Genomic DNA, 23,077 nt, shown 5'->3' with positions numbered 1-23,077 from the left:
TTTGAGGATTGCGTATCAAATAGTTAGCGCTGCGTCACAGTTTTGAATTCCGCCGCGGGCTCGCCGAAAACGGGCGCCGTTGCGCATAAAAGCCGCGGCTTATTGTGCCGAAAAGCAATAATCGCGGCCCGTTACGACGTTATGAAACTGTTAACCCAGGCTCTTGAACGCCTTGATGCGCTGCAGGTGCGGCGAGATGTTTTTGAACTTGTGGGTCTGCTGTTCATCCCAGACGATTTCATAATAGTGATGCAGCAGTGCGGCGCTGCGCCGGCTGTCCAGCACCTCATCATGGCGCGACAGCACCACCAGGCAGCGATCGCGGTTTTTCTCGCGGAAATCCTCGACGCACTTGGTGGCGATATCCCGATATTCTTCGGGCCGGTCTATCTTGCCGTGCATGAGTTCTTCGGGATACAGATTGGGATTGAACATCGCCTGACGGATGCCGCACAGGAAGCCGATACGCTCGGCCCAGAAACCGCCGAGGCCGACGCCGCAGATCAGCGGATGGGGGTCTCCGCCCTGCTGCACCGCCTTGTCCACCTCTTTCAACAGATGCTGCATGTCGTGACGCGGATGCAGGGTGCTGTAGCTGATAAAGCGCACGTCCGGATCGATGAACTGCAGCTGTAACACCTTTTCATGATTGCCGGGACTGGTGGAATCGAAGCCGTGCAAATAGATAATCATGTGGATCCTCGCAACAAGCTGAGGGCTGCGGGCGCAGCCCCCATCATTTCCGCTCTACGCCGCAGCGCGGCGTCCTGGACTCACCCCCGGGAATGCGACTTGCCCTCTTCCCAGCGATCGCTGAGCGCGCTCAGCGCCTGGTGCGCCTGCTGCCAGCGCTCGGAGTCGCGCAGTTCCTGGCGGGTGAACTGACCGCGATGATATAACCGCTTCACCTTCTCTGCTTTGACCGGGGACAGGTTATCCAGCACGCTGACCGCGCCGGCGCGGTTATTGCACACCAGTATCATGTCGCAACCGGCATCCAGCGCCGCCTGGCCGCGCTCGGCATAGCTGCCCATGATCGCCGCCCCTTCCATCGACAGATCGTCGGAGAAAATAACGCCGTCGAACCCCAGCTCCTGCCGCAGGATCTGCCGCAGCCAGTAAGGCGAACCGCTGGCCGGGCGGGGGTCCGCTTCAGTATAGATGACGTGCGCCGGCATCACCGCGTCCAGCAGGCCGCGGTTGATCAGCTCGCGAAATATCGCCATGTCATGCTCGCGGATCTGCGCCAGCGGGCGCGGATCGCGCGGGGTTTCCTTATGCGAGTCGGCGCTGACCGCACCGTGGCCCGGGAAGTGTTTGCCGGTGGTTTTCATGCCGGCGCTGTGCATCCCCTGAATAAAGCGCTCGGCCATCGCCAACGCCTGCTGAGGATCGCTGTGGAACGAGCGCTCGCCGATCGCGGCGCTGCCGTGGCCGATATCCAGCACCGGCGCAAAGCTGATGTCGATATCCTGCGCGATCATTTCCGCCGCCATCAGCCAGCCGGCTTCCTGCGCCAGACGGCCGGCTTCCTGCGGATCGTTCAACGCGGCGAACGACTGCGCCGCCGGCAGGCGGGTAAAGCCTTCGCGGAAACGCTGCACGCGCCCGCCTTCCTGATCCACCGCCACCACCAGCCGATCGTGCGACGCCGCGCGGATCTGGCGCACCAGCTCGCGCAGCTGCTGCGCATCGTGGAAGTTGCGGGTGAACAGGATCAGCCCGCCGACCAGCGGGTGTTTCAAGATCTCACGTTCTTCGGCATCCAGCTCGTAGCTGGCGACATCTAACATTACTGGGCCCACGGCCACCTCACTTCATTATTCATTCAGAACATGGGGATGATGATAAACAAAAACGCCGGCGCAAGGCTGCGCCCCAGCGCAAAAACTCGGCGTCGCCGCTTTGGCGCCAACGCACTTCAAACCACATCAGCATCAGATAGTCCACCCACGGCAGCCAACGCCGCACCTGGGCGTGCAGCCGGCCCGCGTCCGGGTAGCCGCGCCGCGCATAATGCCGCAAAAAAAGCTGCTGCTGTGCGAAGGACCAGCCGTTGCCGCGAAACAGCGCGGCGATGTCCAACGCCACGTCGCCGTCGGCGGCGTACTCCCAGTCGATCAGCCGCAGCCCCTGGGCGGAGGCGATCAGGTTGCCCGGGTGGATGTCCATATGCAGCGGCGCCAGCTGCAGCGGCGCGGGCGGCTCAGCCTGCAGGAAGTGGCGCTGCCAGCGCAGCCAGGCCGGGGTCAGGCGCCGCCGGTCCACTCGCTGCCAATAGGCGGCGAACTGCCGCGGCAGATCCACCGGGTAGCCGCTGAGCGGCCGCCGATGCAGCGCCGCCGCCATCGCCGCCAGTTCACCGCGTTGATTCAGCGCTGCGAAAGCGTCATTTGTGACGGCGTCACCCATGAGCCATTCGAGGATAATCCATTGATTATTTTGCGCTAAAACTCGCGGCCCCAGCCCTTCGCCGCAGCGGCGCAGCAGCCGGGCCTCGCGCCGACGGCAGACCCCCAGCGCGGTTTTTTCCGCGCTTTGATGGCGCGCCAGCAGGGTGACGCCCCCGCCGTCGATACGCCAGCTTTCACCGGTCAACCCCTGCACCGGGCTGAAACGACAACCGGCGGTATTCACCGCCGGCAGCCCGTTATCCATCAATTGTCGCAGCGCGGACTCAGCGTTTAACGGCGCCATTGCCCGACCAGACGATTTCACCGGTTTGCACCAGCATCAGCTGCATATCCAGCGTCGGCGACTTCACATCGCCGCTGACGTCGCTGTACAGCACGTACTGCGCGCTGACGATGCGCGCCAGGCCGATAGCCTTGCTGCGCGAACCTAGGCTGTCATCGGAAGATAGGCCCAGCGTCTGCTTGGCGCTCGCCAGCTGCGCTTCCGGCACCACGCTGAAGGTGGAGTTGGACGCCAGCGCCTTGTGCAACGCCGAGGTGGCCTTCGCCGTTTGCAGCGAACCGTTGGTGTTGTTTTTCACGCTGTCCAGCAGCAGCACGCTGCCGGCCGATACGCCATCGGCCTTGAGCATCTGGTTCACCAGCGGCTGCACGCTGCCCAGCCAGTCAAGCTGCTGGATTTTCGGCGGCTGCGGCACCGGTTCGCTGGTTGGCGGCTGCGGCTGTTCGACCGGCGGCTGCGGCGTCACCGGCTCGACGGTAACCGGCGGCTGCGGCTGATCCGGCGCGGGCGGGCGCGACAGGCAGCCGCTCAGGGTTAATGCGGCCAACGCCACGAATAAATACTTTTTCATTCTTTCTCTCCAAGCCAGGCAAGCGCTTACAAGTACAGATACAGACGCGCGCGTTTGGCGTCCAGATTACCGTTGATCGAATAGATTTTGGCCTCCGAGCCCGGCGCCACGACGATCTCGCGCGGCTTTTCGAAGGGCCGAATATCCAGCCCCTGCGCGTCGTACCAGTAGAAGCGGTAATGCAGGGTCACCGGCGACGTTTGGCTGTTGCTCAGCACCGAGGTGGCCATCACCCGCCCGGACGCGTTAGCGATCGCCGGGGTGTCGGCCAAAATGCCCGCGGTGAGCACCGATGAGTCCATCACCACCGTCTGCCGCTGATTGACCGCGATGCCGGCTGGCGAACTGCAGCCCATCAGTATCACGGCGGGTAACGTCAGCGCCATCAGACAACGCAGGGTTTTGCTATAGCGCATGATTTTCCTCGGTTAACGTGACAGCAGCGGCCCCAGCGAACGGCCGCCGACCAGATGCATATGAATATGATAGACCTCCTGGCCGGCATGGCGATTGCAGTTGAGGATCAGGCGGTAGCCGTCTTCGGCGACGCCTTCCTGCTCGGCGATTTTCGCCGCGGCGGTGATCATGCGGCCCAGCGCCGCCTCGTGCTCGACGGTGACGTCGTTCACGGTCGGGATCAACACGTTCGGCACGATCAGAATATGGGTTGGAGCCTGAGGAGAGATATCACGGAAAGCGGTGACCAGTTCGTCCTGGTAAACCACATCAGCAGGGATTTCGCGGCGGATAATTTTACTGAAAATCGTTTCTTCGGCCATCTGGCATTCCTTGTTTTGCACAATAAGCTGTACGCAGTATGAGTGACAAATTCTACTGCTTTCAACCTGATTGCGCACTTTCCGCGTCGAGTGATGCAGATTCGCGCAGCCGGCGCCGATCATCTGACTTTTTTCACTTTGGTTATTCACTATTGTTGCTTTACTTGCGCCCCGCCGCAGCCAATATTAATCCCATGATTAACAAAAGGATAGAGAGCATTATGCAACTCGGAACCCTGGCGTTGGGCGCGCTGCTGCTGTGCGGCGGCGCCCTGGCGGCCCCTGCGGGCATTATCGATCTGCAGGCCAACCGGCAGCCGCTGCGCGCGGCGAAAAACCCCGCCGCCATCGCGCTGATCCCGGCGGATTACCATTTTGCCGTGCCGGGCAAACTCACCGTGGCGGTCGCTTCCGAGAACTCCCCGCCGCTGGCGCTGTTCGCCGAAGACAACAAAACGCCGATCGGCAGCGATCCGGATATCGCGCGGCTGGTGGCCGACAGCCTGGGGCTCGAGCTGAATCTGGTGCCCACCTCCTGGGAGGACTGGCCGCTGGGCATCACCGCCGGTAAATACGATGCGGCCATCTTCAATATCGCCGTCACCAGGCTGCGCAAAACCAGGTTTGATTTCGCCACCTACCGGGTGGACACGCTGGGCTTCTACGTGAAGTCCACCAGCAAAATCACCGCGATCAACCGGCCGCAGGACGTCGCCGGGCTGCGCGTGATCGTCGGATCCGGCACCAATCAGGAAAACATCCTGCTCGGCTGGGACCAACAGAACCGCGCCAACGGCCTGCCGGCGGTGCAACCGATCTACGTGACCGACGACGCCGCCGCCAACCTGAGCATTCAATCCGGCCGCGCCGACGCCTACTTCGGCCCCCACTCCACCGGCGCCTACAAGGCGGCGCTGACCGGCAAAACCAAGATGGTCGGCATCGGCCCCAGCGTTGCCTACGTGGCGGTGACCAGCAAAAAAGGCAACGGACTGGTGAACGCCATCAACGCCGCCATCAACGGGGTGATCGTCAGCGGCGAATACGCCAGCGTGCTCGATCGCTGGGGCGAGCACGACGAGAAGGTCGAAAGCTCGGTCATCAATCCACCCGGCATCGGCGACTAATCGCCAATCAGCTGCGGCGCGTTCCGGCGCATCCATTCGGCCAGCGAATCCAGCGTCGGCCGCAGCGTTTTGCCCAATGCGGTTATCTGGTATTCCACCCGCGGCGGCACCTCGGGAAACACCTGGCGCGTCACCAGGCCGCGCTGTTCAAACTGCCGCAGCTGGCGCGTCAGCTCCTTTTGGGCGATCGGCGCCACCGCGCGCTGCAGCTCGCTGAAGCGTACCGGGCCGTCTATCAGTATCAGCCGATAGAGGATGGGGATCGCCCATTTTCCCGACACCAGGTTGACGAAGTCCACCATCGGGCAGGGTCTGCCCGCGGTGGGCAAGCGCGCTAAAATATTTTTTGCCGGCAACGGCGCTTCCGTGGTCATTTCATCCCTCCTCGTTCTTTAGTATCCAAAAGGTGCCTACTATGCAAAGGAAACTATAGCGCAAATAATGGCGTAACCAACAGCAAAGAGGAAAGGGTTATGTCACGACTGAAGGGCAAATACGCATTGATCACCGGCGGCACCAGCGGCATCGGCCTGGAAACCGCACGCCAGTTTATCGCCGAGGGCGCCACGGTGGCGATCACCGGCCGCAGCCAGAGCGGGCTGGAGGCCGCCGGAAAAGCCCTGGGCCCGGCGGCGCTGCTGCTGCACAGCGATGCCGGCGATATTCCCCGGCAGCATAGTCTGGCGCAGCGGCTGAGCGCACAGTGGCCGCGGCTGGACGCGCTGTATATCAACGCCGGCGACGTCACGCACCGTTCGCTGCAGGATTGGGACGAGCAGAGCTATCAGCGGCTGATGGACATTAACCTTAAAGGGCCGTTTTTCCTGATCCAGGCGCTGCTGCCGCTGCTGGCCAACCCGGCCTCGATTATTTTGTGCGGCTCGGTGAGCGCGCATATCGGCCTGCCGCAGAGCAGCGCTTACGCCGCCAGCAAGGCCGGCCTGCTGTCGCTGGCCAGAACGCTGTCCGGTGAGCTGCATCCGCGCGGCATCCGGGTCAACGGCCTGAGCCCCGGCCCGACCGAAACCCCGGCGCTCGGCAAGCTGGGGCTGCCGGATACCGACGAACGGGCGCTGCGCGAGCAGATCCACGCGCTGGTGCCGATTGGCCGTATGGGCACCGCGCTGGAGCTGGCCAAGGCGGCGGTATTTTTGGCCTCGGACGAGTCGGCTTTTATGGTCGGCGCCGAGCTGCAGATGGATGGCGGCGTGGGGAATCTATAACGTCAGGTGACAGAGGCCGCGCGCGGCCTGCCGAGGATCAAGCCAGGCCGGGGATCGCCACGCCGAAGGTTTGCAGCAATAGCACCATGTTGAGCAACACGATGACCACGGTGCCGACGATGGCCGCCAGGCTGGTCCATCGGCCGTTGGCGAACTCGCCCATGATGTCGCGGCGGCGGGTGAACATCACCAGCGCAATCATCGGCGCCGGCAGCGCCAGGCTCAGCACCACCTGGCTGTAGACCAGGGCGTCGGTGGCGTTGACCCCCATCGCCACCACGATAAACGCCGGCACCATGGTCACCAGACGGCGCACCCATACCGGAATGCGGAAACCGACAAAGCCCTGCATGATCATCTGCCCGGCCATGGTACCCACCACCGAGCTGGAAATGCCGGAGGCGATCAACGACGCCAGGAAAATGCCGGCGGCCGCCACGCCGAACAGCGGCGTCAGGGTATGGTAGGCGGTGCCTATCTCGGCCACGTCGCTGTTGCCGGCATGGAAGGCGCTGGAGGCCATGATCACCATGGCGATATTGACCATCCCGGCGATCGCCAGCGCGATGATCACTTCGATATTGGAAAAGCGCAGCAGCTTGCGGCGCTCGCCGTTGTCGCTCGCCGGGCTGCGGTGCTGGGTCAGACCGGAGTGCAGGAAGATGGCGTGCGGCATGACGGTGGCGCCGATGATGCCGACCGCGATGGTCAGCGCCTGCGCATCCGGCAGCTGCGGCGTCACCATGCCGAGCCCCGCCGCCTGCCAGTCCACCGGCACGATGAACATCTCGACCAGGTAGCACAGGGCGATAATGCCCACCAGCCCGCCGATCATCAGCTCAACCGGGCGAAAGCCTTTCTTCTCCACCATCAGCAGCGCATAGGTGATCACCGCCGTCACCCCCATCCCCGCCAGCAGCGGCATATGGAACAGCAGCGCCAGCGCGATCGCCCCGCCGAGGAACTCCGCCAGATCGGTGGCCATCGCCGCCACTTCGCTGAGCAGCCACATGCCGATCACCACCGGCCGCGAAAACTGGTCGCGACACATCTCCGCCAGATTGCGGTTGGTGACGATGCCGAGCTTGGCCGACAGCGCCTGAAACAGCATGGCGATCAGGTTGGCCATCACCACCACCCACAGCAGGCTGTAGCCGTATTTCGCCCCGGCCTGAATATTGGTGGCGAAGTTGCCGGGGTCCATATACGCGATAGAGGCGATCACCGCCGGCCCGGCGAACAGCAGCGGCGTGAAGGCGCCACGCTTGCGCCCGGCAAGGGCTGCGCCGATGGCCAGGTTGGTTCGTTCGGTTAACGATGTGGTGGTCGCCGCATCTCGCATGATTTACCCTCAATCTTTAACTGGTTATTTTTCCACCTGCCCTACAGGCAATGTAGCATCGGCTACACTTTATGCAACAGGCAAAATAAAATGGCTTTGTGTATAGATATTTCTAAATACCAGATTGCGGGGTATCGAATTGATAATGTGTGCTCTTTGGACTAACTTAGGGCAAACCTCCCGGCTTGGACGGGAGCCGTCAGTTTTTATGCTTAAGGACGCCTCACCATGGTAACAAGCGCGCCAGATAACGCCGAACGCCCTGCCCAGACCGAAATGCCGGATGAGGCAGAGCACGCACTGCGTTTTACCCGCGCCCGTGAAGCGCAGTCCAATGCGTTGATCGAAGATTACGTCGAGCTGATTGCCGACCTGCTGCAGACCACCCGCGAAGCCCGAACCACCGATATCGCTCGCCGCTTCGGCGTTTCCCACCCGACGGCAATTAAAAACATCGCGCGGCTGAAAAGCGCCGGGCTGGTGGAATCGCGCCCCTATCGCGGGGTGTTCCTGACCGAAGAAGGCGAACTGCTGGCGCAGAAGGTGCGCCGCCGCCACCGGATTGTGGTCGATCTGTTGATGTGCCTGGGCGTGCCGAGCGAAACCGCCGAGCTGGACAGCGAAGGGATTGAGCACCATATCTCCGACGACACCCTGGCGGTGTTCGAACAGTTTTTGCACCAGCATTCCGCGAAGTAACCCCGCAGACATAAAAAGGGGGGATTTCGCCTCTACATTAATAAAAATAATCCCGCTTACCCTGGGATTAACAATGGATTATTAGCTATCAAGAACTTCATTCAGTCCTGCGATGAGGCCGGGGAAATAGCTCTGATCGATGAGCATTCCCCCTTGCATAGTCCACAAAGTCAACATGCTCGGACAAACTTTGAAGTTGAAACCTATGACGTCAGTATCTTCAGCCTGGACGATTTCACAGTTAAAAGTTGGAATACGTGGAGAGTAGCTGATTTCTTTAGGACAGTCCCCGTGTGATAGAGACTGATAAAATTGCTCTAATTGATCGCGCAATGTCTTAATATCAAACAGACTAAATTCGCACTCGCATTGCAGACTCATCCCAGAGCCCTGCACCTCCAACCAGCAGATAATCAGGTCTTGATTTCTGTCTTCAATTTCTTCCAATCTTTCAACGAACGTGAACCTAAACAGAGAGTCGTTTGCTTTTATCTCAAACATAATCGCTTTTCTCAAAGGGAGTTATCGTAATGAAAGTGCGTAATCGTCCAGTCTTTTTCTCTGACGACCACGTGCAATTTATAACGTGTGCGTACATATTGAAGCTGGTTGCCTACTTTGCGTTTAACCAGCCTGCTCATTTCTGCACGGTAAACAAACTGCCCTGCGACCCCATGAGGGTCAGAACGCCTGACACCATATCTGATGACTTTTTCCTGAATTTGCAATGGCACAAAACGCCCGGGATCTCTCATTCGCCGAGCAACGGTTTCCGTGACTTTTAGGTTCCGCGCCGACAGCCCTAACTTTAGGCGTCCACGTAGAAAACTCATCGTTGCATCACTGAGTTTCACCGAGATGGCAGCCTTAGTACCAGCCTCTAACAGCGCCCGCCCCGTACGAAGAATGCGGAACACACCAAACGCTAGCAATGCAAGATCGGTGGGGTCGATAAGCGGACTTTCTAAAGGAGCCTCTTCCATTCGTACGAATGTGCCCTCTGCATCGTATATCCGCCATAAACCGGGAGCCTGTGTGACAGAATAGCCGATGCACATCCCCGTTTGGTCATCCAAAATCGGTTGCGAATTTAGCGGCTGATTACGAGGTGTAAACTCAAAAAAAACACCTTCTGGAAGCCGTGATTGAAAAGTGTAAAATTTACCCGGTTCTTCCTGTCTTAGGGAGGACGTTCCTGTCACCGTATTACTCCTTTGAGCCCATATAAAAGGATTGTTTATGGGTTATTCCATAGATTTCGAGATCTCGGCCATAGTCACGAGTGCATAACCGCAAAAATGATAGTGCATGTTTTATCAACAAATTCCATTGATACAAAGAGAAAGATTCGTCGACGCTCGCATTGACATAGTTATAATTTATTTAAACGCAAAAAATAACCATAAAAAAAGGGAGGCTTTCGCCTCCCTCGTCACTCCCCTGCCTGAATCAATGATTACGGATGTATTCGTCCATATCGGTTTTCAGGTTATCGGATTTGGTGCCGAAGATGGCCTGAACGCCAGAGCCCGCCACGACAACGCCGGCTGCGCCCAGTTTCTTCAGGCCAGCCTGGTCAACCTTGGATACGTCGGCCACGCTGACGCGCAGACGGGTGATGCAGGCATCCAGGTTGGTGATGTTGTCCTTACCGCCGAACGCCTGCACCAGCGCCGCAGACATTTCGGAACCGCCCTGCGCCACCTGCTCGGAAGCGGTGTCTTCGCGGCCTGGGGTCTTCAGGTCCAGCTTGGCGATCAGCACGCGGAAGATGGTGTAGTACACCAGACCGTAGATGATACCGACGATTGGGAACAGCCAGATTTTGCTGCTGTTGCCGCTCAGGACGATAAAGTCGATCAGACCGTGCGAGAAGCTGGTGCCGTCACGCATGCCCAACAGGATGCAGATTGGGAACGCCAGGCCGGCCAGGATGGCGTGGATCGCATACAGGATCGGCGCAACGAACATGAACGAGAACTCGATCGGTTCGGTGATGCCGGTCAGGAACGAGGTCAGCGCCGCGGAGATCATGATGCCGCCGACTTTAGCGCGGTTTTCCGGCTTGGCCGAATGCCAGATGGCGATAGCCGCAGCCGGCAGGCCGTACATTTTGAACAGGAAGCCGCCGGACAGTTTGCCCGCGGTCGGGTCGCCCGCCATGTAACGCGGGATATCGCCGTGGAACACCTGGCCCGCCGCGTTGGTGAACTCGCCGATCTGCATTTGGAACGGCACGTTCCAGATGTGGTGCAGACCGAATGGCACCAGCGCACGCTCAACCACGCCGTAGATGCCGAAGGCCACTACCGGGTTCTGATAAGCCGCCCACTGGGAGAAGGTCTGGATCGCCGTACCGATTGGCGGCCAGATGAAGGACAGCACTACGCCCAGAACGATCGCCGCCAGGCCGGAGATAATCGGCACAAAACGCTTACCGGCAAAGAAGCCCAGATATTCCGGCAGCTGAATGCGGAAGAAGCGGTTGAACATGTAGGCGGCGATGGCGCCGGAGATAATCCCCCCGAGCACGCCGGTATCCGCCAGGTGTTTGGCCGCAATCTCTTCGGCAGGCAGATGCAGCACCAGCGGCGCTACCACCGCCATGGTTTTCACCATGATGCCGTACGCCACCACCGCCGCCAGCGCGGAAACGCCGTCGTTATTGGTGAAGCCCAGGGCGACGCCGATAGCGAAAATTAACGGCATGTTGGCGAAAACAGACCCGCCCGCTTCCGCCATCACGTGGGAGACTACCGCAGGTAGCCAGCTAAAGTTGGCGGAACCGACGCCCAGCAGGATACCTGCGATAGGCAGTACGGAAACCGGCAGCATTAGCGATTTACCTACTTTTTGCAGGTTTGCAAATGCGTTCTTGAACATAGTTGAGTGTGCTCCTGAGTAATAATGCTTTGCTACTTCTCGCGATTGTTCGCGTTGCAAGGGGGGGAGAAAAACCCCTGCAATTCAGGGCGTCTGAGCACCCCTTGAATTTATTACGCAGAGTAAAATAAATGCCCTGCACAATGTTTGATGGCAATCACGTTTCAATGAACAAAGGCGGCAATTTTTCTTGAATCGGCTGTTTTTTGACAAAACAGACGGAAAAACGCTCGCCAGCCGTCCGAAAACGGCTGGGAACATTACCCGTTTCATCGATTAATTACGAGCTTAAAAAAAATTCAGCCGATCGTGACCCCAGCTATAGCCTAGGCCAAAGATCAAAGTTCGATGTGAAATAAGCGTGAAAAGTTGGCGGTGGTGGCTTCGGCCAGGCTTTCCAGGCTGACGCCCTTCAATACCGCCATGTATTCAGCCACATCGCGCACATAGGCGGGTTGGTTTTCTTTGCCGCGGTGCGGCACCGGCGCCAGGTACGGCGAGTCGGTTTCCACCAGAATGCGATCCAGCGGCACATAGCGCGCCACCTCGCGCAGCTGTTCGGCGTTGCGGAAGGTCAGGATGCCGCTGAACGAAATGTAAAAGCCCAAGTCCAGCAGCGCCTCGGCGGTAGCCCGGTCTTCGGTAAAGCAGTGCAACACGCCGCCGCATTCCTGTGCGTTCTCTTCGCGCAGGATCGCCAGCGTATCTTCACGCGCATCGCGAGTGTGCACGATCACCGGTTTGTTCAGCTCACGGCCGATGCGGATATGTTCGCGGAACGACGCCTGCTGCAGCTCGAGATTGTCTTTCTGATAGAAGTAATCCAGCCCGGTCTCGCCCAGCGCCACCACCCGCTCCTCCGCCGCCAGGCGACGCAGCTCGGCGTAATCGTAGCCGTCTTCGATGTTCAGCGGGTGTACGCCGCAGGAAAAGGCCACGTCGTCACGCGCGCCAATCAGCTGGGTCATGGCCTGATAGCCCGGCAGCGTCGTGGCGACCGCCAGCACGTAGCCCACGTCGCGCGCTTTGGCCTTGGCCAGCGCATCGTCGACGTTTTGATGCAGAGTTTGGTAATCCAGGCCGTCAAGATGGCAGTGAGAATCGACTAACAACATAATTTTTAACTCTTTAACTTACAGCGAATGGGGTTGGACAGGGCCGGCAGCGCCAAGCATCTGCTCCCAGCCCAGTAATTGTTCGGTCAGCAGCAGCTCGCGGTTAACGCCGACCACGCTGAGCAACCGGTGGCGGCAGGTCAACCACTGCTGCACGATTTGCTGCAGCGAGGCGCTGCTCAGCCGGCTGGCCAACTGATGCACCAGCGGCTGCTGATCCTGATTGAGCGCGTAGCCCTGCGCGCCCTGCTGCCACTTCATGGCGTCCACCAGCAATGCGCATAACCAGTGTAGCCGCTCGGCGACCTCCTCGTGGTTCAACACCGGCAGCAGCGACAACATGTCATGCTGAGGCAATGCGGCGCTCAGCGCGGCGCACAGGGCGTTGCGCTGCTGCCAGCGTTCCGGCTGCAGCAAGCGTTCGGCGGCGATCGGCGCACCGTCGTGCAGGCGCAGCGCGGTAAGATGATCGACCGGGTTGCCCGGCGTTTGGCGGTTCAGCCATTGCAGGCCCAGCTGCTCGTCCGGGCTGGCCAAATGCCAGTACAGACAGCGGCTGCGCAGCGTCGCCAGCAGGCGCGAGGGTTCGCGGCAGCCCAACAGGAAGTAGGTTTTCTCCGGCGGCTCTTCCAGCGTCTTCAGCAGCGCATTGGCCGCCGCCTCGGTCAGTTGCTCCGCCTGCGCCAGCCAGATCACCTTGGCGCCGCCCTGCTGCGCATGGGAATAAAGCTTTTCGATTACCTGGCGGATAGGCTCAATCCCCAGGCTGCTTTTGCCTTTTTCCGGCGCCAGCACGTGGTAATCCGGATGGTTGCCCGCCAGCATCAGCCGGCAGCTGTGGCATTCGCCGCAGCTCTTCTCACCGTTGCGCCGCTGGCAGATCAGCCAGCGGCTCAGGCCATAGGCCAGCGCATCGTCGCCGTTGCCCGCCGCCGCATGCAGCAACAGCGCATGGTGACCGCGGCCGGTGGCGTACTGGCCGACCAACTGGCGGTAAGGCGCGTTCAACCACGGATACCAGTTCATTACGCGCCTTCCTGCTGCCGCAGCCAGCGGTTGACGCTGGTACGGATGGCGGCGGTAACCTGCTCCAGCGGCTGCGAAGCATCGACGGTGACGATCGTCTCATCCTGCGCCGCCAATTCCAGATAGCGCGCGCGGGTACGTTCGAAGAACGGCAGCGCCTCTTGTTCGATGCGGTCCAGCTCGCCGCGGGCGCGGGCGCGCTGCAGGCCGACTTTCGGCGGCAGATCCAGGTAAAGGGTCAGATCCGGGCGGAACGCCCCCAGCACGGTATCGCGCAGCGAGGCCATCAGCTGCGGATCCACACCGCGCCCGCCGCCCTGGTAAGCCTGCGAAGACAGATCGTGACGATCGCCGACCACCCAGGCGCCGCGCTCCAGCGCCGGCTTGATGACGGTTTCCACCAGCTGCACGCGAGCGGCGTACAGCATCAGCACTTCAGCCTTGATGGTCGGCAGCTCGCCCTCGATGCCGCGCTTGAACAGATCGCGCAGCTTTTCCGCCAGCGGCGTGCCGCCCGGCTCGCGGGTGAAAACGATATCGTCGACGCCGTGTTCGCGCAGCACGTTAACTACGGTGTCGCGCGCGGTGGTCTTGCCCGCGCCTTCCAGTCCTTCGATAACCACGAATTTACTTTTCATTCTTTTCCTTTAGCGCCTGACGATAAACGCGCACCGCCTGGTTATGGCTCGCCAGGTTGGTGGTGAAGGTATGCCCGCCCTTACCGTCGGCGACGAAATAGAGGTAAGGCGTCTTGGCCGGGTTGGCGGCGGCTTTCAGCGAGGCCTCGCCCGGCATGGCGATCGGCGTTGGTGGCAGGCCGGCGATCACATAGGTGTTATACGGCGTGGCGGTTTCCAGATCCTTGCGGGTGATGTTGCCAGTATAGCCGTCGCCCATGCCGTAAATCACCGTCGGGTCGGTCTGCAAACGCATGCCGATACGCAGCCGGTTGATGAACACCGAGGCCACCTTGCTGCGCTCTTCCGGCACCGCGGTTTCCTTCTCGACGATCGAGGCCATGGTCAGCAGATCTTCCGGCGTTTTATACGGCAGGCGGGTGTCGCGCTCATCCCAGGCGGCCTGCAGCGTTTTTTCCATGCGCAGATGCGCGCGCTTCAGCAAGGCGATATCGCTCATGCCGGCGGTATACAGGTAGGTATCCGGATACAGCCGCCCTTCCGGGTGGCCGCCTTCAGGCATGCCCAGCGCAGCGGCGATTTCCGCTTCGCTCTTGCCCGCCAGGGTGTGTTTCAGGTATTTGGACTGCTGCAGCACCTGCAGCCAGTCGCGCAGCCGCGAACCTTCGATAAAGCGCGCGCTGAATTGCGCCTCTTTGCCGCTGGCCAGCAGCTTCAGCATTTGCCGCACCGTCATGCCCGGCGTAAAGCGGTAGGTGCCGGCCTTGAATTCCGCCAGCTCCGGCTCCACCCGCAGCAGCCATGGGAACCATTTGCCGTTGCGGATCAGTTTGTCGCGCACCAGCAAGCCTTCCAGCGCCACGCGCCCGGTCCCGGCCGGCAGTTTGAATATCGCTTCCTGCTGAATGGCCAACGGCGTATCGGCAAAGCGTTCGACCTTCTGGTAACCCCAGAACAGCAGGGCCAATGCCAGAACAACAATAAGGGACAGGATCTTCAGCTTTCTTTTCTTCATCAATCAGCCATGGTTAACAGTGTGGACGTAAAAAATCATACAGTTGCCGCGAATGATAACGCCATGATTGCGCAATATTTACCGGCAGCAACGGCATCAACGCATTGCTTACCAGCACTTCATCGGCGTCGGCCAGCGTATCCAGCGGCTCACTGACGCAGTGCAGGCGGTATTCGGTGCCCGCCAACAGCGCGATCACCCGCCGCCGCATCAACCCGGCGACGCCCGCCTGACTCAGGTCCGGCGTAAACACCGCTTTCCCCTTGCGCCAGAACAAATTAGCCGCACAGCATTCCACCAGCATACCGGCAGTGTCAAGCACCAGCGCCTCGTCGGCGGCCGTCTGGTCAAGATGCGCGCGGATCAGCACCTGCTCCAGCCGGTTAAGGTGCTTCAGGCCCGCCAGCAGCGGATTGCGCGCCAGCGGCACCGGGCTGAGCGCCAGGCTGATGCCCTGCTCGCGCCACTGCAGGTAGTGCGCGGGATAGCCGCTGCGCGCGACGATGCGCGTGGGGTTTTCGCACCCCGCCGGGCTGTAGCCGCGCCCACCGCTGCCGCGCGTCAGTATCGCTTTGACCACGCCCAGCGGGATAGATTCTGCCGCCTGCGCCATCTCCGCTTCGAAGGCCGCCCAGTCGGTGGCGGGCAGCATCAGCCGCTGCGCCGCCTGCTGCATACGTTCGATGTGCCAGGGCAACAGGTCGACCTTGCCGTCCCGAACCCGGGCGGTAGTAAAGCAGCCGTCGCCAAACTGCAAACCTCGGTCGCTCGGCGCCAGGGCGGCGTGTCGCTGCCCGTTAATCCAGTACATAGCTCCTCCGCAATATCATCGTGGCTGCGCCGTTATCGACAGGCGCCTGAACGCACAAAACGCATGGTATCCCAAATGGAACGCGCATTCAGCGCACGTTTTCCGCTTAACATAGCCTCTCGCCCGCTCGCATCACCTTAGGTTTGCTCCGACTTTGCGCCGGAGCGCATGGCGTCAGTAAAGCCTATCGCATTAATTTTCGAGCAAAAAAGTGCTAAATCTGCGGCGGCGGAAAAAATTCGGGCATAAAAAAAGCCCGGTTAAAAACCGGGCTTTTCTGCCGACCTGCACAGAGGTGATTACACTCTGCGGAAGATCAGGGAACCGTTGGTGCCGCCGAAACCGAAGGAGTTACACAGCGTGTACTGCAAATCACTCACCTGGCGCGCTTCATGCGGAACGAAGTCCAAATCGCAACCTTCATCCGGGTTATCCAGGTTGATGGTCGGCGGTACCGCCTGATCGCGCAGCGCCAGCACGGTGAAGATCGATTCAATCGCGCCCGCCGCACCCAACAGGTGGCCGGTCATCGATTTGGTCGAACTGACCATCACGCGTTGCGCATCGCTGCCGAATACCGATTTCACCGCCTGCGCCTCGGCCTGGTCACCGGCCGGCGTAGAGGTGCCGTGCGCGTTGATGTAGCCGATTTGTGACGTGGTCACACCAGCGTCAAGCAGCGCATTTTCCATCGCCAGCGCAGCGCCTGCGCCGTTTTCCGGCGGTGAGGTCATGTGGTAGGCATCGCTGCTCATACCAAAACCGACCACTTCGGCGTAGATCTTCGCGCCGCGTTTCTTGGCGTGCTCGTACTCTTCCAGCACCATCATGCCGGCGCCGTCGCCCAGCACGAAGCCGTCGCGGTCTTTGTCCCAGGGGCGGCTGGCCGCCTGCGGGTTTTCATTGCGGGTAGACAGCGCGCGCGCTGCGCCGAAGCCGCCGACGCCCAATGGGGTGCTGGCTTTCTCTGCCCCGCCGGCCAGCATCACGTCTGCGTCATTGTAAGCAATGATGCGCGCCGCATGGCCGATGTTATGCACACCTGAGGTACAGGCGGTGGCGATGGAGATGCTTGGGCCACGCATGCCGTACATGATTGTCAGGTGGCCTGCAATCATGTTCACGATGGTGGATGGCACGAAGAACGGACTGATTTTCCGTGGGCCACCGTTGACCAGTGAACTGTGGTTTTCTTCGATCAAACCCAGGCCGCCAATGCCGGAACCGATAGCGGCCCCAATGCGGCTGGCGTTAGCCTCGGTGATGTCCAGCCCCGCATCCTGCATGGCTTGCATGCCGGCAGCGATACCGTACTGGATAAAGGCGTCCATCTTGCGCGCATCTTTGCGCGAGATGAAATCCTCTGAATTAAAGTTCTTTACCAGGCCAGCAAACTTGGTCGCATAGGCAGTGGTATCGAAATGGTCGATCAGGCTGATGCCACTCTGACCGGCAAGAAGAGCGTTCCATGTGGACTCTACCGTATTGCCGACAGGAGACAACATGCCCAGTCCGGTCACAACTACTCGACGCTTAGACACGTTTGTCCTCCAAGGAGGGAAAAATATGACACTAGGGATAGAAAAAACTTAGGCGGTCGAGTGACCGCCTAGATATGTTCTCTTACTGCTGGCTAGCGTTGATGAAATCAATAGCTGCCTGAACAGTAGTGATCTTCTCAGCTTCTTCGTCTGGAATCTCGGTGTCGAATTCTTCTTCCAGTGCCATTACCAGCTCAACGGTGTCAAGAGAATCAGCGCCCAGATCTTCAACGAAAGAAGCGTTATTTAAAACTTCTTCCTGTTTAACACCCAGTTGCTCAACAATGATTTTCTTAACGCGTTCTTCGATAGTGCTCATACTCTTAAATTTCCTATCAAAACTCGCTTTCGCGATGGTTTTCGTAGTGTATAAAATGTTGAAAAAGATGCAACTAAATCCCGGCTGGTCAAACCACGATTTTACGCTATTTTGCGGTTTTTACCCCAAATAACGCAAATAGTTTTCGCATTTTTTAAATCATGTACATGCCGCCATTGACATGTAACGTTTCACCGGTGATGTAGCCAGCCTCATCAGAGGCTAAAAATGCAACAGCGCTGGCGATTTCTTTCGCATCGCCCAGCCGGTTGGCTGGAACTGATGACAAAATGCCTGCACGTTGATCATCTGTCAACGCCCGTGTCATGTCCGTCTCAATAAAGCCAGGTGCCACGACGTTGACCGTAATGCCACGCGAAGCGACTTCACGTGCCAAAGACTTGCTAAAACCAATCAGACCGGCTTTAGCCGCCGCGTAGTTAGCCTGCCCTGCGTTACCCATGGTGCCGACAACGGAACCGATGGTGATGATACGGCCAAACCGCTTTTTCATCATAGCGCGCATTACCGCTTTTGACAGACGGAATACGGAAGTCAGGTTGGTGTCCAGGATATCCTGCCACTCATCGTCCTTCATACGCATCAGCAGGTTATCACGCGTAATACCGGCATTATTCACTAAAATGTCGATTTCGCCAAATTCAGCACGAATAGATGCCAGCACGCTGTCGATAGATTGCGCATCGACAACGTTCAACATAAACCCTTTGCCGTTTGCGCCCAGGTAGCTGCTGATAGCCTCAGCGCCGCTCTCGCTGGTCGCGGTACCGATCACTTTGGCGCCGCGTGCCACAAACGTTTCTGCAATAGCCCGGCCAATCCCGCGGCTGGCGCCGGTGACCAGAACAACTTTACCTTCGAAGCTCATCATTTTCCTCTTTATTGTTCAAGCGCCGCAGACAGGCTGGCAGCGTCATTTACCGCCGCCGCCGTCAGGGTGTCAACAATACGTTTAGTCAGACCGGTCAGAACCTTGCCCGGGCCAACTTCCAGCAGCGACGTCACTCCCTGTGCTGCGATAAATTCTACGCTCTCGGTCCAGCGCACCGGGCTGTACAGCTGGCGCACCAGCGCGCTGCGGATCGCTTCAGGATCGGTTTCGGTGCGCACGTCGACGTTATTCACCACCGGCACCTGCGGCGCGCTGAAGGCGACGTCCTGCAGCGCCACGGCCAGCTTGTCGGCGGCCGGCTTCATCAGCGCGCAGTGCGAAGGCACGCTCACCGGCAGCGGCAGCGCACGCTTGGCGCCGGCGGCTTTACAGGCGGCGCCTGCACGCTCAACCGCTTCTTTGTTGCCGGCGATGACGACCTGGCCCGGCGAGTTGAAGTTGACCGGAGAAACCACCTGCCCCTGAGCCGACTCTTCGCACGCCTTGGCGATGGCGGCGTTGTCCAGGCCGATAATGGCGTACATCGCGCCGGTGCCTTCCGGCACCGCTTCCTGCATCAGCTTGCCGCGCAGTTCGACCAGGCGGATCGCCGCCTTGAAGTCCAGCACGCCGGCGCACACCAGCGCCGAGTATTCGCCCAGGCTATGGCCGGCCATCAGCGCCGGGGCTTTACCGCCCTGCTGCTGCCAGACGCGGAAGATCGCCACCGAGGCGGCCAGCAACGCCGGCTGCGTCTGCCAGGTTTTGTTCAGCTCTTCCGCCGGGCCTTGCTGCACCAGCTGCCACAGGTCGTAACCCAGGGCGGCGGAAGCTTCGCCGAAGGTTTCTTCGACGATCGGGAACTGTGCGGCCAGCTCGGCCAGCATGCCAAGGGTCTGCGACCCCTGACCAGGGAATACAAAAGCAAATTGCGTCATTTTTTCTTCCTGTCAAATCAGAAACGAACCAGCGCCGAGCCCCAGGTAAAGCCGCCGCCGAAGGCTTCCAGCAGCACCAGATGGCCGCGCTGAATTCGCCCGTCGCGCACCGCTTCATCGAGCGCGGCAGGAACAGAGGCGGCAGAGGTGTTGCCGTGACGATCGAGCGTCACCACCACTTTATCCATGCCCATGCCCAATTTTTTGGCCGTTGCGCTGATAATGCGCAGGTTGGCCTGATGCGGCACCAGCCAGTCCAGCGCGCTGCGTTCCATGTTGTTGGCCTGCAGCGTTTCATCAACGATGTGCGCCAGTTCGGTAACCGCAACCTTGAAGACTTCGTTGCCCGCCATGGTGACATAGGCCGGCTTGTCCCGATCCTGACGATCCTTGAACGGCAGCGTCAGCAGGCCGCCGTAGCTGCCGTCGGCGTGCAGATGCGTGGACATGATGCCCGGCTCTTCCGAAGCGCCCAACAGCACCGCGCCCGCGCCGTCACCAAACAGGATGATGGTGCCGCGATCTTCCGGATCCAGGGTGCGCGACAGCACGTCCGCGCCGATCACCAGCGCATGCTTCACCGCGCCGTTTTTCACGTACTGATCGGCCACGCTGAGCGCATAGGTAAAACCGGCGCAGGCCGCAGCCAGATCGAACGCCGCGCAGTCCTTGATGCCCAGCATCTGCTGCACCTGGCAAGCGGCGCTCGGGAATGCGTGAGTCGAGGTGGTGGTCGCCACCACGATCAGCCCGACGTCTTCTTTAGCCACACCCGCCATTTCCAGCGCTTTTTCAGCCGCATGGAAGCCCATCGTCGCTACGGTTTCATCAGCGGCGGCGATGCGGCGTTCACGGATACCGGTACGCGTGACGATCCACTCGTCGGAGGTATCCACCATTTTTTCAAGATCAGCATTGGTGCGCACTTGTACGGGTAAATAACTCCCCGTACCGAGAATCTTTGTATACATGTACGATCAGTCACTCTTAGGTAATACAGCCTCAAGGCGCGCAGCAATCCTTTCGGGGACTTGCCGCTGCACCGCCTGCACAGCCTGTTCGATTGCGACTGCAAACGCGTGAGGGTTCGCAGCGCCGTGGCTCTTGATTACGGTGCTGCGCAATCCTAACAGACATGCGCCATTATACTGGTCGGGGTTCAGGTGGCCGAAGCGCTTCGCCACCCGTTTTTGCAGCCAACGGCCCAACAATTTTAACCACCACGCCTGCTTGCCGCCGTCTCCGGACGATTTCAGCAGCGATAAGAACACTCTTACCACCCCTTCCATGGTCTTCAGGGTGACGTTACCCACAAAGCCGTCGCAGACCAGCACATCGGTTTTACCGGTGAGCAGATCGTTGCCTTCCAGATAACCAATATAGTTGATTGCCGGAGTATTTTTTAGCGCGGCGGCCGCTTCGCGGATATTATCCAGGCCTTTGGTCTCTTCTTCACCAATATTCAGCAGCGCCACACGGGGTTGCGCAATGCCGACCACCTCTTCCGCCATCACCGCGCCCATCACCGCAAACTGCACCAGCATGGTGCTGTCGCACTCGACGTTGGCGCCCAGATCCAGCACCACGGTTTTGCTGCGCAGCTGATTCGGGATCACCGTCATCAGCGCCGGGCGTTCAATGCCTTCCAGCGGTTTGATCAGCAGCTTCGCCAGCCCCATCAGCGCGCCGGTATTGCCGGCGCTGACGCAGCCCTGCGCCCGGCCGCTGTTGATCAGTTCCAGCGCAACGCGCATCGAGGTGCCGCGGCTGGCGCGTATCGCTTGTGAAGGTTTGGCGTCGCCGGCAATCACTGACTCGGCGGGCACGACTTGCAGACGCTCCAGAAGAAGAGGATCGGCTTTGGCAAGCAAGGGAGAGAGGGTGTCGGGATCGCCGACCAGCAGGAGATGAAGCTGTAAATTAGAGGCCAGTGCCTGCAATGAAGCAGGCACTGTGACGCAGGGACCGAAGTCCCCGCCCATTGCATCTAACGCCAGGGTTAGACGAGTCAAGGTACCGCTACTTAGCCGATAACCTTGCGACCGCGGTAGAAACCGTCGGCAGTGATGTGGTGACGACGATGAGTTTCACCAGAAGTCGCATCTACAGACAAAGTGGTGGTGGTCAGCGCATCGTGTGAACGACGCATGCCACGTTTGGAACGGGTTGGTTTATTCTGTTGTACGGCCATGGACCTTACTCCTCAATTACTTACGCTTTAAACTGGCTAATACGGCAAACGGATTCGGTTTCTCCGCCTCTGCAGGCAGTTTGCCAAATACCATGTCCGCTTCGGACACTTCACAGTGTTCAGATTCATGTACCGGAACGACAGGCAGTGAAAGAATAATTTCGTCTTCAATCATTGCCAACAGATCGACTTCGCCAAATTCGTCGACTTCGATCGGTTCGTACGCTTCCGGTAATGCCTCAGCCTGCTCATCATTGACGACCGGGCTAAAACAATATGTTGTGTGAACATGATGCTCGAACGGGACACCACAGCGTTGGCACATCAGCGTTACCGCGACGTCCGCATGCCCTGTTATCACCGCGAGGCGTTGGTTGTCGATATTAAACGACAACGACGCATCGACATCGCTGTCCACACTGACCACGGAGGCGGCGACACGTGTAACCTGCTCAGGGGTATAGACACCTGCATAATCCAGGCGTCGCTGAGCGGTACGTACCGCATCAATGGTCAAGGGTAATTTTACCTTTTGCATAGGGCGCGCATATTAACTTTGTAACGACGTAGAGTCAAAGAAAAAGGCCGTAAAACGGCACCTTTCACCAATATTCGCTTCCACAGCGGCCGACAGTTTAAAATGCCCTACCTATTTACGCCATGGTTTGCGAAAAAAATTATGCAGAGATTGCTGTTAGCCTCGACTTCACCCTACCGGAAAATGCTGCTGGAGAAGCTGCAACTGCCCTTCGCCTGCGCCGCGCCGGAGGTGGACGAAACCCCGCTGGCCGATGAAACCGCCGAGGCGCTGGTGCTGCGGCTGGCGGCGGCCAAGGCCCAGGCGCTGGCCATCGCCTATCCCGACCACCTGATCATCGGCTCCGACCAGGTCTGCGTGATCGACGGCAAAATCACCGGCAAGCCGCACAGCGATGAAAACGCCCGGGCGCAATTGCGCCGGGCCAGCGGCCAGACCCTCACCTTTTATACCGGCCTGGCGCTGTACAACGGCCGCAGCCGACATCTGCAGGCGCTGTGCGAGCCGTTCCACGTGCACTTCCGCACGCTGAGCGAGGCGGAAATCGACGCCTATGTGCGCCTGGAACAGCCGCTGAACTGCGCGGGCAGCTTCAAGAGCGAAGGATTGGGCATTGCGTTGTTCGAGAAACTGGAAGGGCGCGACCCGAATGCGTTGATCGGCCTGCCGTTGATCGCGTTGCTGGACATGCTGCGGGCCGAAGGCATCAACCCGCTGAGCTAGTAGTCTGGC

At 59.6% G+C, this 23,077-nt stretch carries 28 protein-coding genes; 4 read left to right on the top strand and 24 right to left on the bottom strand.

What is annotated here, in order from left to right:
• Nucleotides 1–150 precede the first annotated feature (150 nt).
• The 6 genes from ycfP to hinT form a co-directional block, all read right to left on the bottom strand.
• Nucleotides 151–693, bottom strand: coding sequence for an alpha/beta hydrolase YcfP (gene ycfP / locus D7I37_RS17100; RefSeq protein ID WP_129544032.1), 543 nt, complete (start codon nt 691–693; stop codon nt 151–153).
• Between the two features lie 80 nt (nt 694–773).
• On the bottom strand, nt 774–1,793 hold the full coding sequence (gene nagZ / locus D7I37_RS17095; RefSeq protein WP_095096989.1) for a beta-N-acetylhexosaminidase: 1,020 nt from the start codon (nt 1,791–1,793) through the stop codon (nt 774–776).
• Between the two features lie 31 nt (nt 1,794–1,824).
• Entirely contained in the window at nt 1,825–2,697 is an 873-nt protein-coding gene (locus tag D7I37_RS17090) for a phosphotransferase (RefSeq protein WP_061798356.1), read from the bottom strand.
• Nucleotides 2,678–3,268 (bottom strand): penicillin-binding protein activator LpoB, encoded by a 591-nt coding sequence (gene lpoB, locus D7I37_RS17085; protein WP_061798355.1) that lies wholly within the window; start codon nt 3,266–3,268, stop codon nt 2,678–2,680. The genes D7I37_RS17090 and lpoB overlap by 20 nt, the downstream gene beginning before the upstream one ends.
• Nucleotides 3,269–3,294: 26 nt before the next feature.
• Nucleotides 3,295–3,684: a YcfL family protein gene (locus D7I37_RS17080; protein ID WP_061798354.1), complete on the bottom strand. Its 390-nt coding sequence runs from the start codon at nt 3,682–3,684 to the stop codon at nt 3,295–3,297.
• Between the two features lie 12 nt (nt 3,685–3,696).
• Nucleotides 3,697–4,047, bottom strand: coding sequence for a purine nucleoside phosphoramidase (gene hinT / locus D7I37_RS17075; RefSeq protein ID WP_061798384.1), 351 nt, complete (start codon nt 4,045–4,047; stop codon nt 3,697–3,699).
• A gap of 221 nt (nt 4,048–4,268) precedes the next feature.
• Between hinT and D7I37_RS17070 the strand changes: the two genes are divergently transcribed.
• Nucleotides 4,269–5,174, top strand: coding sequence for a transporter substrate-binding domain-containing protein (locus D7I37_RS17070; RefSeq protein ID WP_061798353.1), 906 nt, complete (start codon nt 4,269–4,271; stop codon nt 5,172–5,174).
• Here the strand turns inward: D7I37_RS17070 and D7I37_RS17065 are convergent.
• Nucleotides 5,171–5,548 (bottom strand): helix-turn-helix domain-containing protein, encoded by a 378-nt coding sequence (locus D7I37_RS17065; protein WP_073970317.1) that lies wholly within the window; start codon nt 5,546–5,548, stop codon nt 5,171–5,173. The two genes, D7I37_RS17070 and D7I37_RS17065, sit on opposite strands and share 4 nt — an antisense overlap.
• Before the next feature lie 99 nt (nt 5,549–5,647).
• Here D7I37_RS17065 and D7I37_RS17060 point away from each other — a divergent pair, with 99 nt between their 5' ends.
• Nucleotides 5,648–6,397 (top strand): SDR family oxidoreductase, encoded by a 750-nt coding sequence (locus D7I37_RS17060; RefSeq protein WP_061798351.1) that lies wholly within the window; start codon nt 5,648–5,650, stop codon nt 6,395–6,397.
• A gap of 37 nt (nt 6,398–6,434) precedes the next feature.
• Here the strand turns inward: D7I37_RS17060 and D7I37_RS17055 are convergent, their stop codons facing one another.
• On the bottom strand, nt 6,435–7,739 hold the full coding sequence (locus D7I37_RS17055; protein WP_061798350.1) for an Nramp family divalent metal transporter: 1,305 nt from the start codon (nt 7,737–7,739) through the stop codon (nt 6,435–6,437).
• 228 nt (nt 7,740–7,967) lie between these two features.
• Here D7I37_RS17055 and mntR point away from each other — a divergent pair, with 228 nt between their 5' ends.
• The gene (gene mntR / locus D7I37_RS17050) at nt 7,968–8,438 is read left to right on the top strand and encodes a manganese-binding transcriptional regulator MntR (protein WP_061798349.1); all 471 of its coding nucleotides are present in this window, start codon (nt 7,968–7,970) and stop codon (nt 8,436–8,438) included.
• 81 nt (nt 8,439–8,519) lie between these two features.
• On the opposite strand, the gene D7I37_RS17045 is transcribed toward mntR, so the two are convergent.
• The 16 genes from D7I37_RS17045 to yceD all read right to left on the bottom strand — a co-directional run bounded on the left by D7I37_RS17045 (nt 8,520) and on the right by yceD (nt 22,345).
• Nucleotides 8,520–8,939 carry a hypothetical protein gene (locus tag D7I37_RS17045; protein ID WP_129544031.1) on the bottom strand — a complete coding sequence of 140 codons (420 nt, stop codon included), beginning with the start codon at nt 8,937–8,939 and terminating at the stop codon, nt 8,520–8,522.
• Between the two features lie 11 nt (nt 8,940–8,950).
• On the bottom strand, nt 8,951–9,640 hold the full coding sequence (locus D7I37_RS17040) for a hypothetical protein (protein ID WP_181907837.1): 690 nt from the start codon (nt 9,638–9,640) through the stop codon (nt 8,951–8,953).
• 247 nt (nt 9,641–9,887) lie between these two features.
• Nucleotides 9,888–11,321 carry a PTS glucose transporter subunit IIBC gene (ptsG, locus tag D7I37_RS17035; RefSeq protein WP_061798348.1) on the bottom strand — a complete coding sequence of 478 codons (1,434 nt, stop codon included), beginning with the start codon at nt 11,319–11,321 and terminating at the stop codon, nt 9,888–9,890.
• A 338-nt stretch (nt 11,322–11,659) separates the two neighbouring features.
• A complete protein-coding gene (locus D7I37_RS17030) occupies nt 11,660–12,436 on the bottom strand; it encodes a metal-dependent hydrolase (RefSeq protein WP_129544030.1) in 777 nt (258 codons plus the stop codon).
• Between the two features lie 18 nt (nt 12,437–12,454).
• The gene (gene holB / locus D7I37_RS17025) at nt 12,455–13,462 is read right to left on the bottom strand and encodes a DNA polymerase III subunit delta' (protein ID WP_095096980.1); all 1,008 of its coding nucleotides are present in this window, start codon (nt 13,460–13,462) and stop codon (nt 12,455–12,457) included.
• Complete coding sequence (gene tmk, locus D7I37_RS17020; protein WP_061798344.1) at nt 13,462–14,100, bottom strand: dTMP kinase; 639 nt, start codon at nt 14,098–14,100, stop codon at nt 13,462–13,464. Before tmk ends, holB begins: the two co-directional genes overlap by 1 nt.
• Nucleotides 14,090–15,115 (bottom strand): endolytic transglycosylase MltG, encoded by a 1,026-nt coding sequence (gene mltG / locus D7I37_RS17015; protein ID WP_129544029.1) that lies wholly within the window; start codon nt 15,113–15,115, stop codon nt 14,090–14,092. Before mltG ends, tmk begins: the two co-directional genes overlap by 11 nt.
• A 13-nt stretch (nt 15,116–15,128) precedes the next feature.
• Nucleotides 15,129–15,926 (bottom strand): aminodeoxychorismate lyase, encoded by a 798-nt coding sequence (gene pabC, locus D7I37_RS17010; RefSeq protein ID WP_061798342.1) that lies wholly within the window; start codon nt 15,924–15,926, stop codon nt 15,129–15,131.
• A 299-nt stretch (nt 15,927–16,225) separates the two neighbouring features.
• Nucleotides 16,226–17,467 carry a beta-ketoacyl-ACP synthase II gene (gene fabF / locus D7I37_RS17005; protein ID WP_129544028.1) on the bottom strand — a complete coding sequence of 414 codons (1,242 nt, stop codon included), beginning with the start codon at nt 17,465–17,467 and terminating at the stop codon, nt 16,226–16,228.
• An 82-nt stretch (nt 17,468–17,549) separates the two neighbouring features.
• On the bottom strand, nt 17,550–17,786 hold the full coding sequence (gene acpP / locus D7I37_RS17000) for an acyl carrier protein (protein WP_004719003.1): 237 nt from the start codon (nt 17,784–17,786) through the stop codon (nt 17,550–17,552).
• Between the two features lie 154 nt (nt 17,787–17,940).
• A complete protein-coding gene (gene fabG, locus D7I37_RS16995) occupies nt 17,941–18,675 on the bottom strand; it encodes a 3-oxoacyl-ACP reductase FabG (protein WP_061798339.1) in 735 nt (244 codons plus the stop codon).
• A gap of 11 nt (nt 18,676–18,686) precedes the next feature.
• A complete protein-coding gene (gene fabD / locus D7I37_RS16990; RefSeq protein ID WP_061798338.1) occupies nt 18,687–19,616 on the bottom strand; it encodes an ACP S-malonyltransferase in 930 nt (309 codons plus the stop codon).
• Between the two features lie 17 nt (nt 19,617–19,633).
• Nucleotides 19,634–20,587: a beta-ketoacyl-ACP synthase III gene (locus tag D7I37_RS16985; RefSeq protein WP_061798337.1), complete on the bottom strand. Its 954-nt coding sequence runs from the start codon at nt 20,585–20,587 to the stop codon at nt 19,634–19,636.
• Nucleotides 20,588–20,593: 6 nt separating this feature from the next.
• Nucleotides 20,594–21,628: a phosphate acyltransferase PlsX gene (gene plsX / locus D7I37_RS16980; protein ID WP_073970316.1), complete on the bottom strand. Its 1,035-nt coding sequence runs from the start codon at nt 21,626–21,628 to the stop codon at nt 20,594–20,596.
• Between the two features lie 11 nt (nt 21,629–21,639).
• Nucleotides 21,640–21,807: a 50S ribosomal protein L32 gene (rpmF, locus tag D7I37_RS16975; RefSeq protein ID WP_004943042.1), complete on the bottom strand. Its 168-nt coding sequence runs from the start codon at nt 21,805–21,807 to the stop codon at nt 21,640–21,642.
• Between the two features lie 16 nt (nt 21,808–21,823).
• Nucleotides 21,824–22,345, bottom strand: coding sequence for a 23S rRNA accumulation protein YceD (yceD, locus tag D7I37_RS16970; RefSeq protein ID WP_061798335.1), 522 nt, complete (start codon nt 22,343–22,345; stop codon nt 21,824–21,826).
• Between the two features lie 141 nt (nt 22,346–22,486).
• Between yceD and D7I37_RS16965 the strand changes: the two genes are divergently transcribed.
• Complete coding sequence (locus D7I37_RS16965; RefSeq protein ID WP_073970315.1) at nt 22,487–23,068, top strand: nucleoside triphosphate pyrophosphatase; 582 nt, start codon at nt 22,487–22,489, stop codon at nt 23,066–23,068.
• Nucleotides 23,069–23,077: the final 9 nt, after the last annotated feature.

Origin of the sequence: Serratia sp. 1D1416 (genome assembly GCF_003641105.1) — a bacterium.
In the GTDB taxonomy this organism is placed as follows: Bacteria; Pseudomonadota; Gammaproteobacteria; order Enterobacterales; family Enterobacteriaceae; genus Serratia; species Serratia ficaria.
Note: the sequence above shows the minus strand (reverse complement) of the source record. Positions and strands in the feature narration are given on the sequence as shown.

What these genes read in the sequence shown, in the direction of transcription:
- ycfP (WP_129544032.1), bottom strand. Translation starts at nt 693, where the DNA reads ATGATTATCTATTTGCACGGCTTCGATTCCACCAGTCCCGGCAATCAT.
- nagZ (WP_095096989.1), bottom strand. Translation starts at nt 1,793, where the DNA reads ATGTTAGATGTCGCCAGCTACGAGCTGGATGCCGAAGAACGTGAGATC.
- D7I37_RS17090 (WP_061798356.1), bottom strand. Translation starts at nt 2,697, where the DNA reads ATGGCGCCGTTAAACGCTGAGTCCGCGCTGCGACAATTGATGGATAAC.
- lpoB (WP_061798355.1), bottom strand. Translation starts at nt 3,268, where the DNA reads ATGAAAAAGTATTTATTCGTGGCGTTGGCCGCATTAACCCTGAGCGGC.
- D7I37_RS17080 (WP_061798354.1), bottom strand. Translation starts at nt 3,684, where the DNA reads ATGCGCTATAGCAAAACCCTGCGTTGTCTGATGGCGCTGACGTTACCC.
- hinT (WP_061798384.1), bottom strand. Translation starts at nt 4,047, where the DNA reads ATGGCCGAAGAAACGATTTTCAGTAAAATTATCCGCCGCGAAATCCCT.
- D7I37_RS17070 (WP_061798353.1), top strand. Translation starts at nt 4,269, where the DNA reads ATGCAACTCGGAACCCTGGCGTTGGGCGCGCTGCTGCTGTGCGGCGGC.
- D7I37_RS17065 (WP_073970317.1), bottom strand. Translation starts at nt 5,548, where the DNA reads ATGACCACGGAAGCGCCGTTGCCGGCAAAAAATATTTTAGCGCGCTTG.
- D7I37_RS17060 (WP_061798351.1), top strand. Translation starts at nt 5,648, where the DNA reads ATGTCACGACTGAAGGGCAAATACGCATTGATCACCGGCGGCACCAGC.
- D7I37_RS17055 (WP_061798350.1), bottom strand. Translation starts at nt 7,739, where the DNA reads ATGCGAGATGCGGCGACCACCACATCGTTAACCGAACGAACCAACCTG.
- mntR (WP_061798349.1), top strand. Translation starts at nt 7,968, where the DNA reads ATGGTAACAAGCGCGCCAGATAACGCCGAACGCCCTGCCCAGACCGAA.
- D7I37_RS17045 (WP_129544031.1), bottom strand. Translation starts at nt 8,939, where the DNA reads ATGTTTGAGATAAAAGCAAACGACTCTCTGTTTAGGTTCACGTTCGTT.
- ptsG (WP_061798348.1), bottom strand. Translation starts at nt 11,321, where the DNA reads ATGTTCAAGAACGCATTTGCAAACCTGCAAAAAGTAGGTAAATCGCTA.
- D7I37_RS17030 (WP_129544030.1), bottom strand. Translation starts at nt 12,436, where the DNA reads ATGTTGTTAGTCGATTCTCACTGCCATCTTGACGGCCTGGATTACCAA.
- holB (WP_095096980.1), bottom strand. Translation starts at nt 13,462, where the DNA reads ATGAACTGGTATCCGTGGTTGAACGCGCCTTACCGCCAGTTGGTCGGC.
- tmk (WP_061798344.1), bottom strand. Translation starts at nt 14,100, where the DNA reads ATGAAAAGTAAATTCGTGGTTATCGAAGGACTGGAAGGCGCGGGCAAG.
- mltG (WP_129544029.1), bottom strand. Translation starts at nt 15,115, where the DNA reads ATGAAGAAAAGAAAGCTGAAGATCCTGTCCCTTATTGTTGTTCTGGCA.
- pabC (WP_061798342.1), bottom strand. Translation starts at nt 15,926, where the DNA reads ATGTACTGGATTAACGGGCAGCGACACGCCGCCCTGGCGCCGAGCGAC.
- acpP (WP_004719003.1), bottom strand. Translation starts at nt 17,786, where the DNA reads ATGAGCACTATCGAAGAACGCGTTAAGAAAATCATTGTTGAGCAACTG.
- fabG (WP_061798339.1), bottom strand. Translation starts at nt 18,675, where the DNA reads ATGAGCTTCGAAGGTAAAGTTGTTCTGGTCACCGGCGCCAGCCGCGGG.
- fabD (WP_061798338.1), bottom strand. Translation starts at nt 19,616, where the DNA reads ATGACGCAATTTGCTTTTGTATTCCCTGGTCAGGGGTCGCAGACCCTT.
- D7I37_RS16985 (WP_061798337.1), bottom strand. Translation starts at nt 20,587, where the DNA reads ATGTATACAAAGATTCTCGGTACGGGGAGTTATTTACCCGTACAAGTG.
- rpmF (WP_004943042.1), bottom strand. Translation starts at nt 21,807, where the DNA reads ATGGCCGTACAACAGAATAAACCAACCCGTTCCAAACGTGGCATGCGT.
- yceD (WP_061798335.1), bottom strand. Translation starts at nt 22,345, where the DNA reads ATGCAAAAGGTAAAATTACCCTTGACCATTGATGCGGTACGTACCGCT.
- D7I37_RS16965 (WP_073970315.1), top strand. Translation starts at nt 22,487, where the DNA reads ATGCAGAGATTGCTGTTAGCCTCGACTTCACCCTACCGGAAAATGCTG.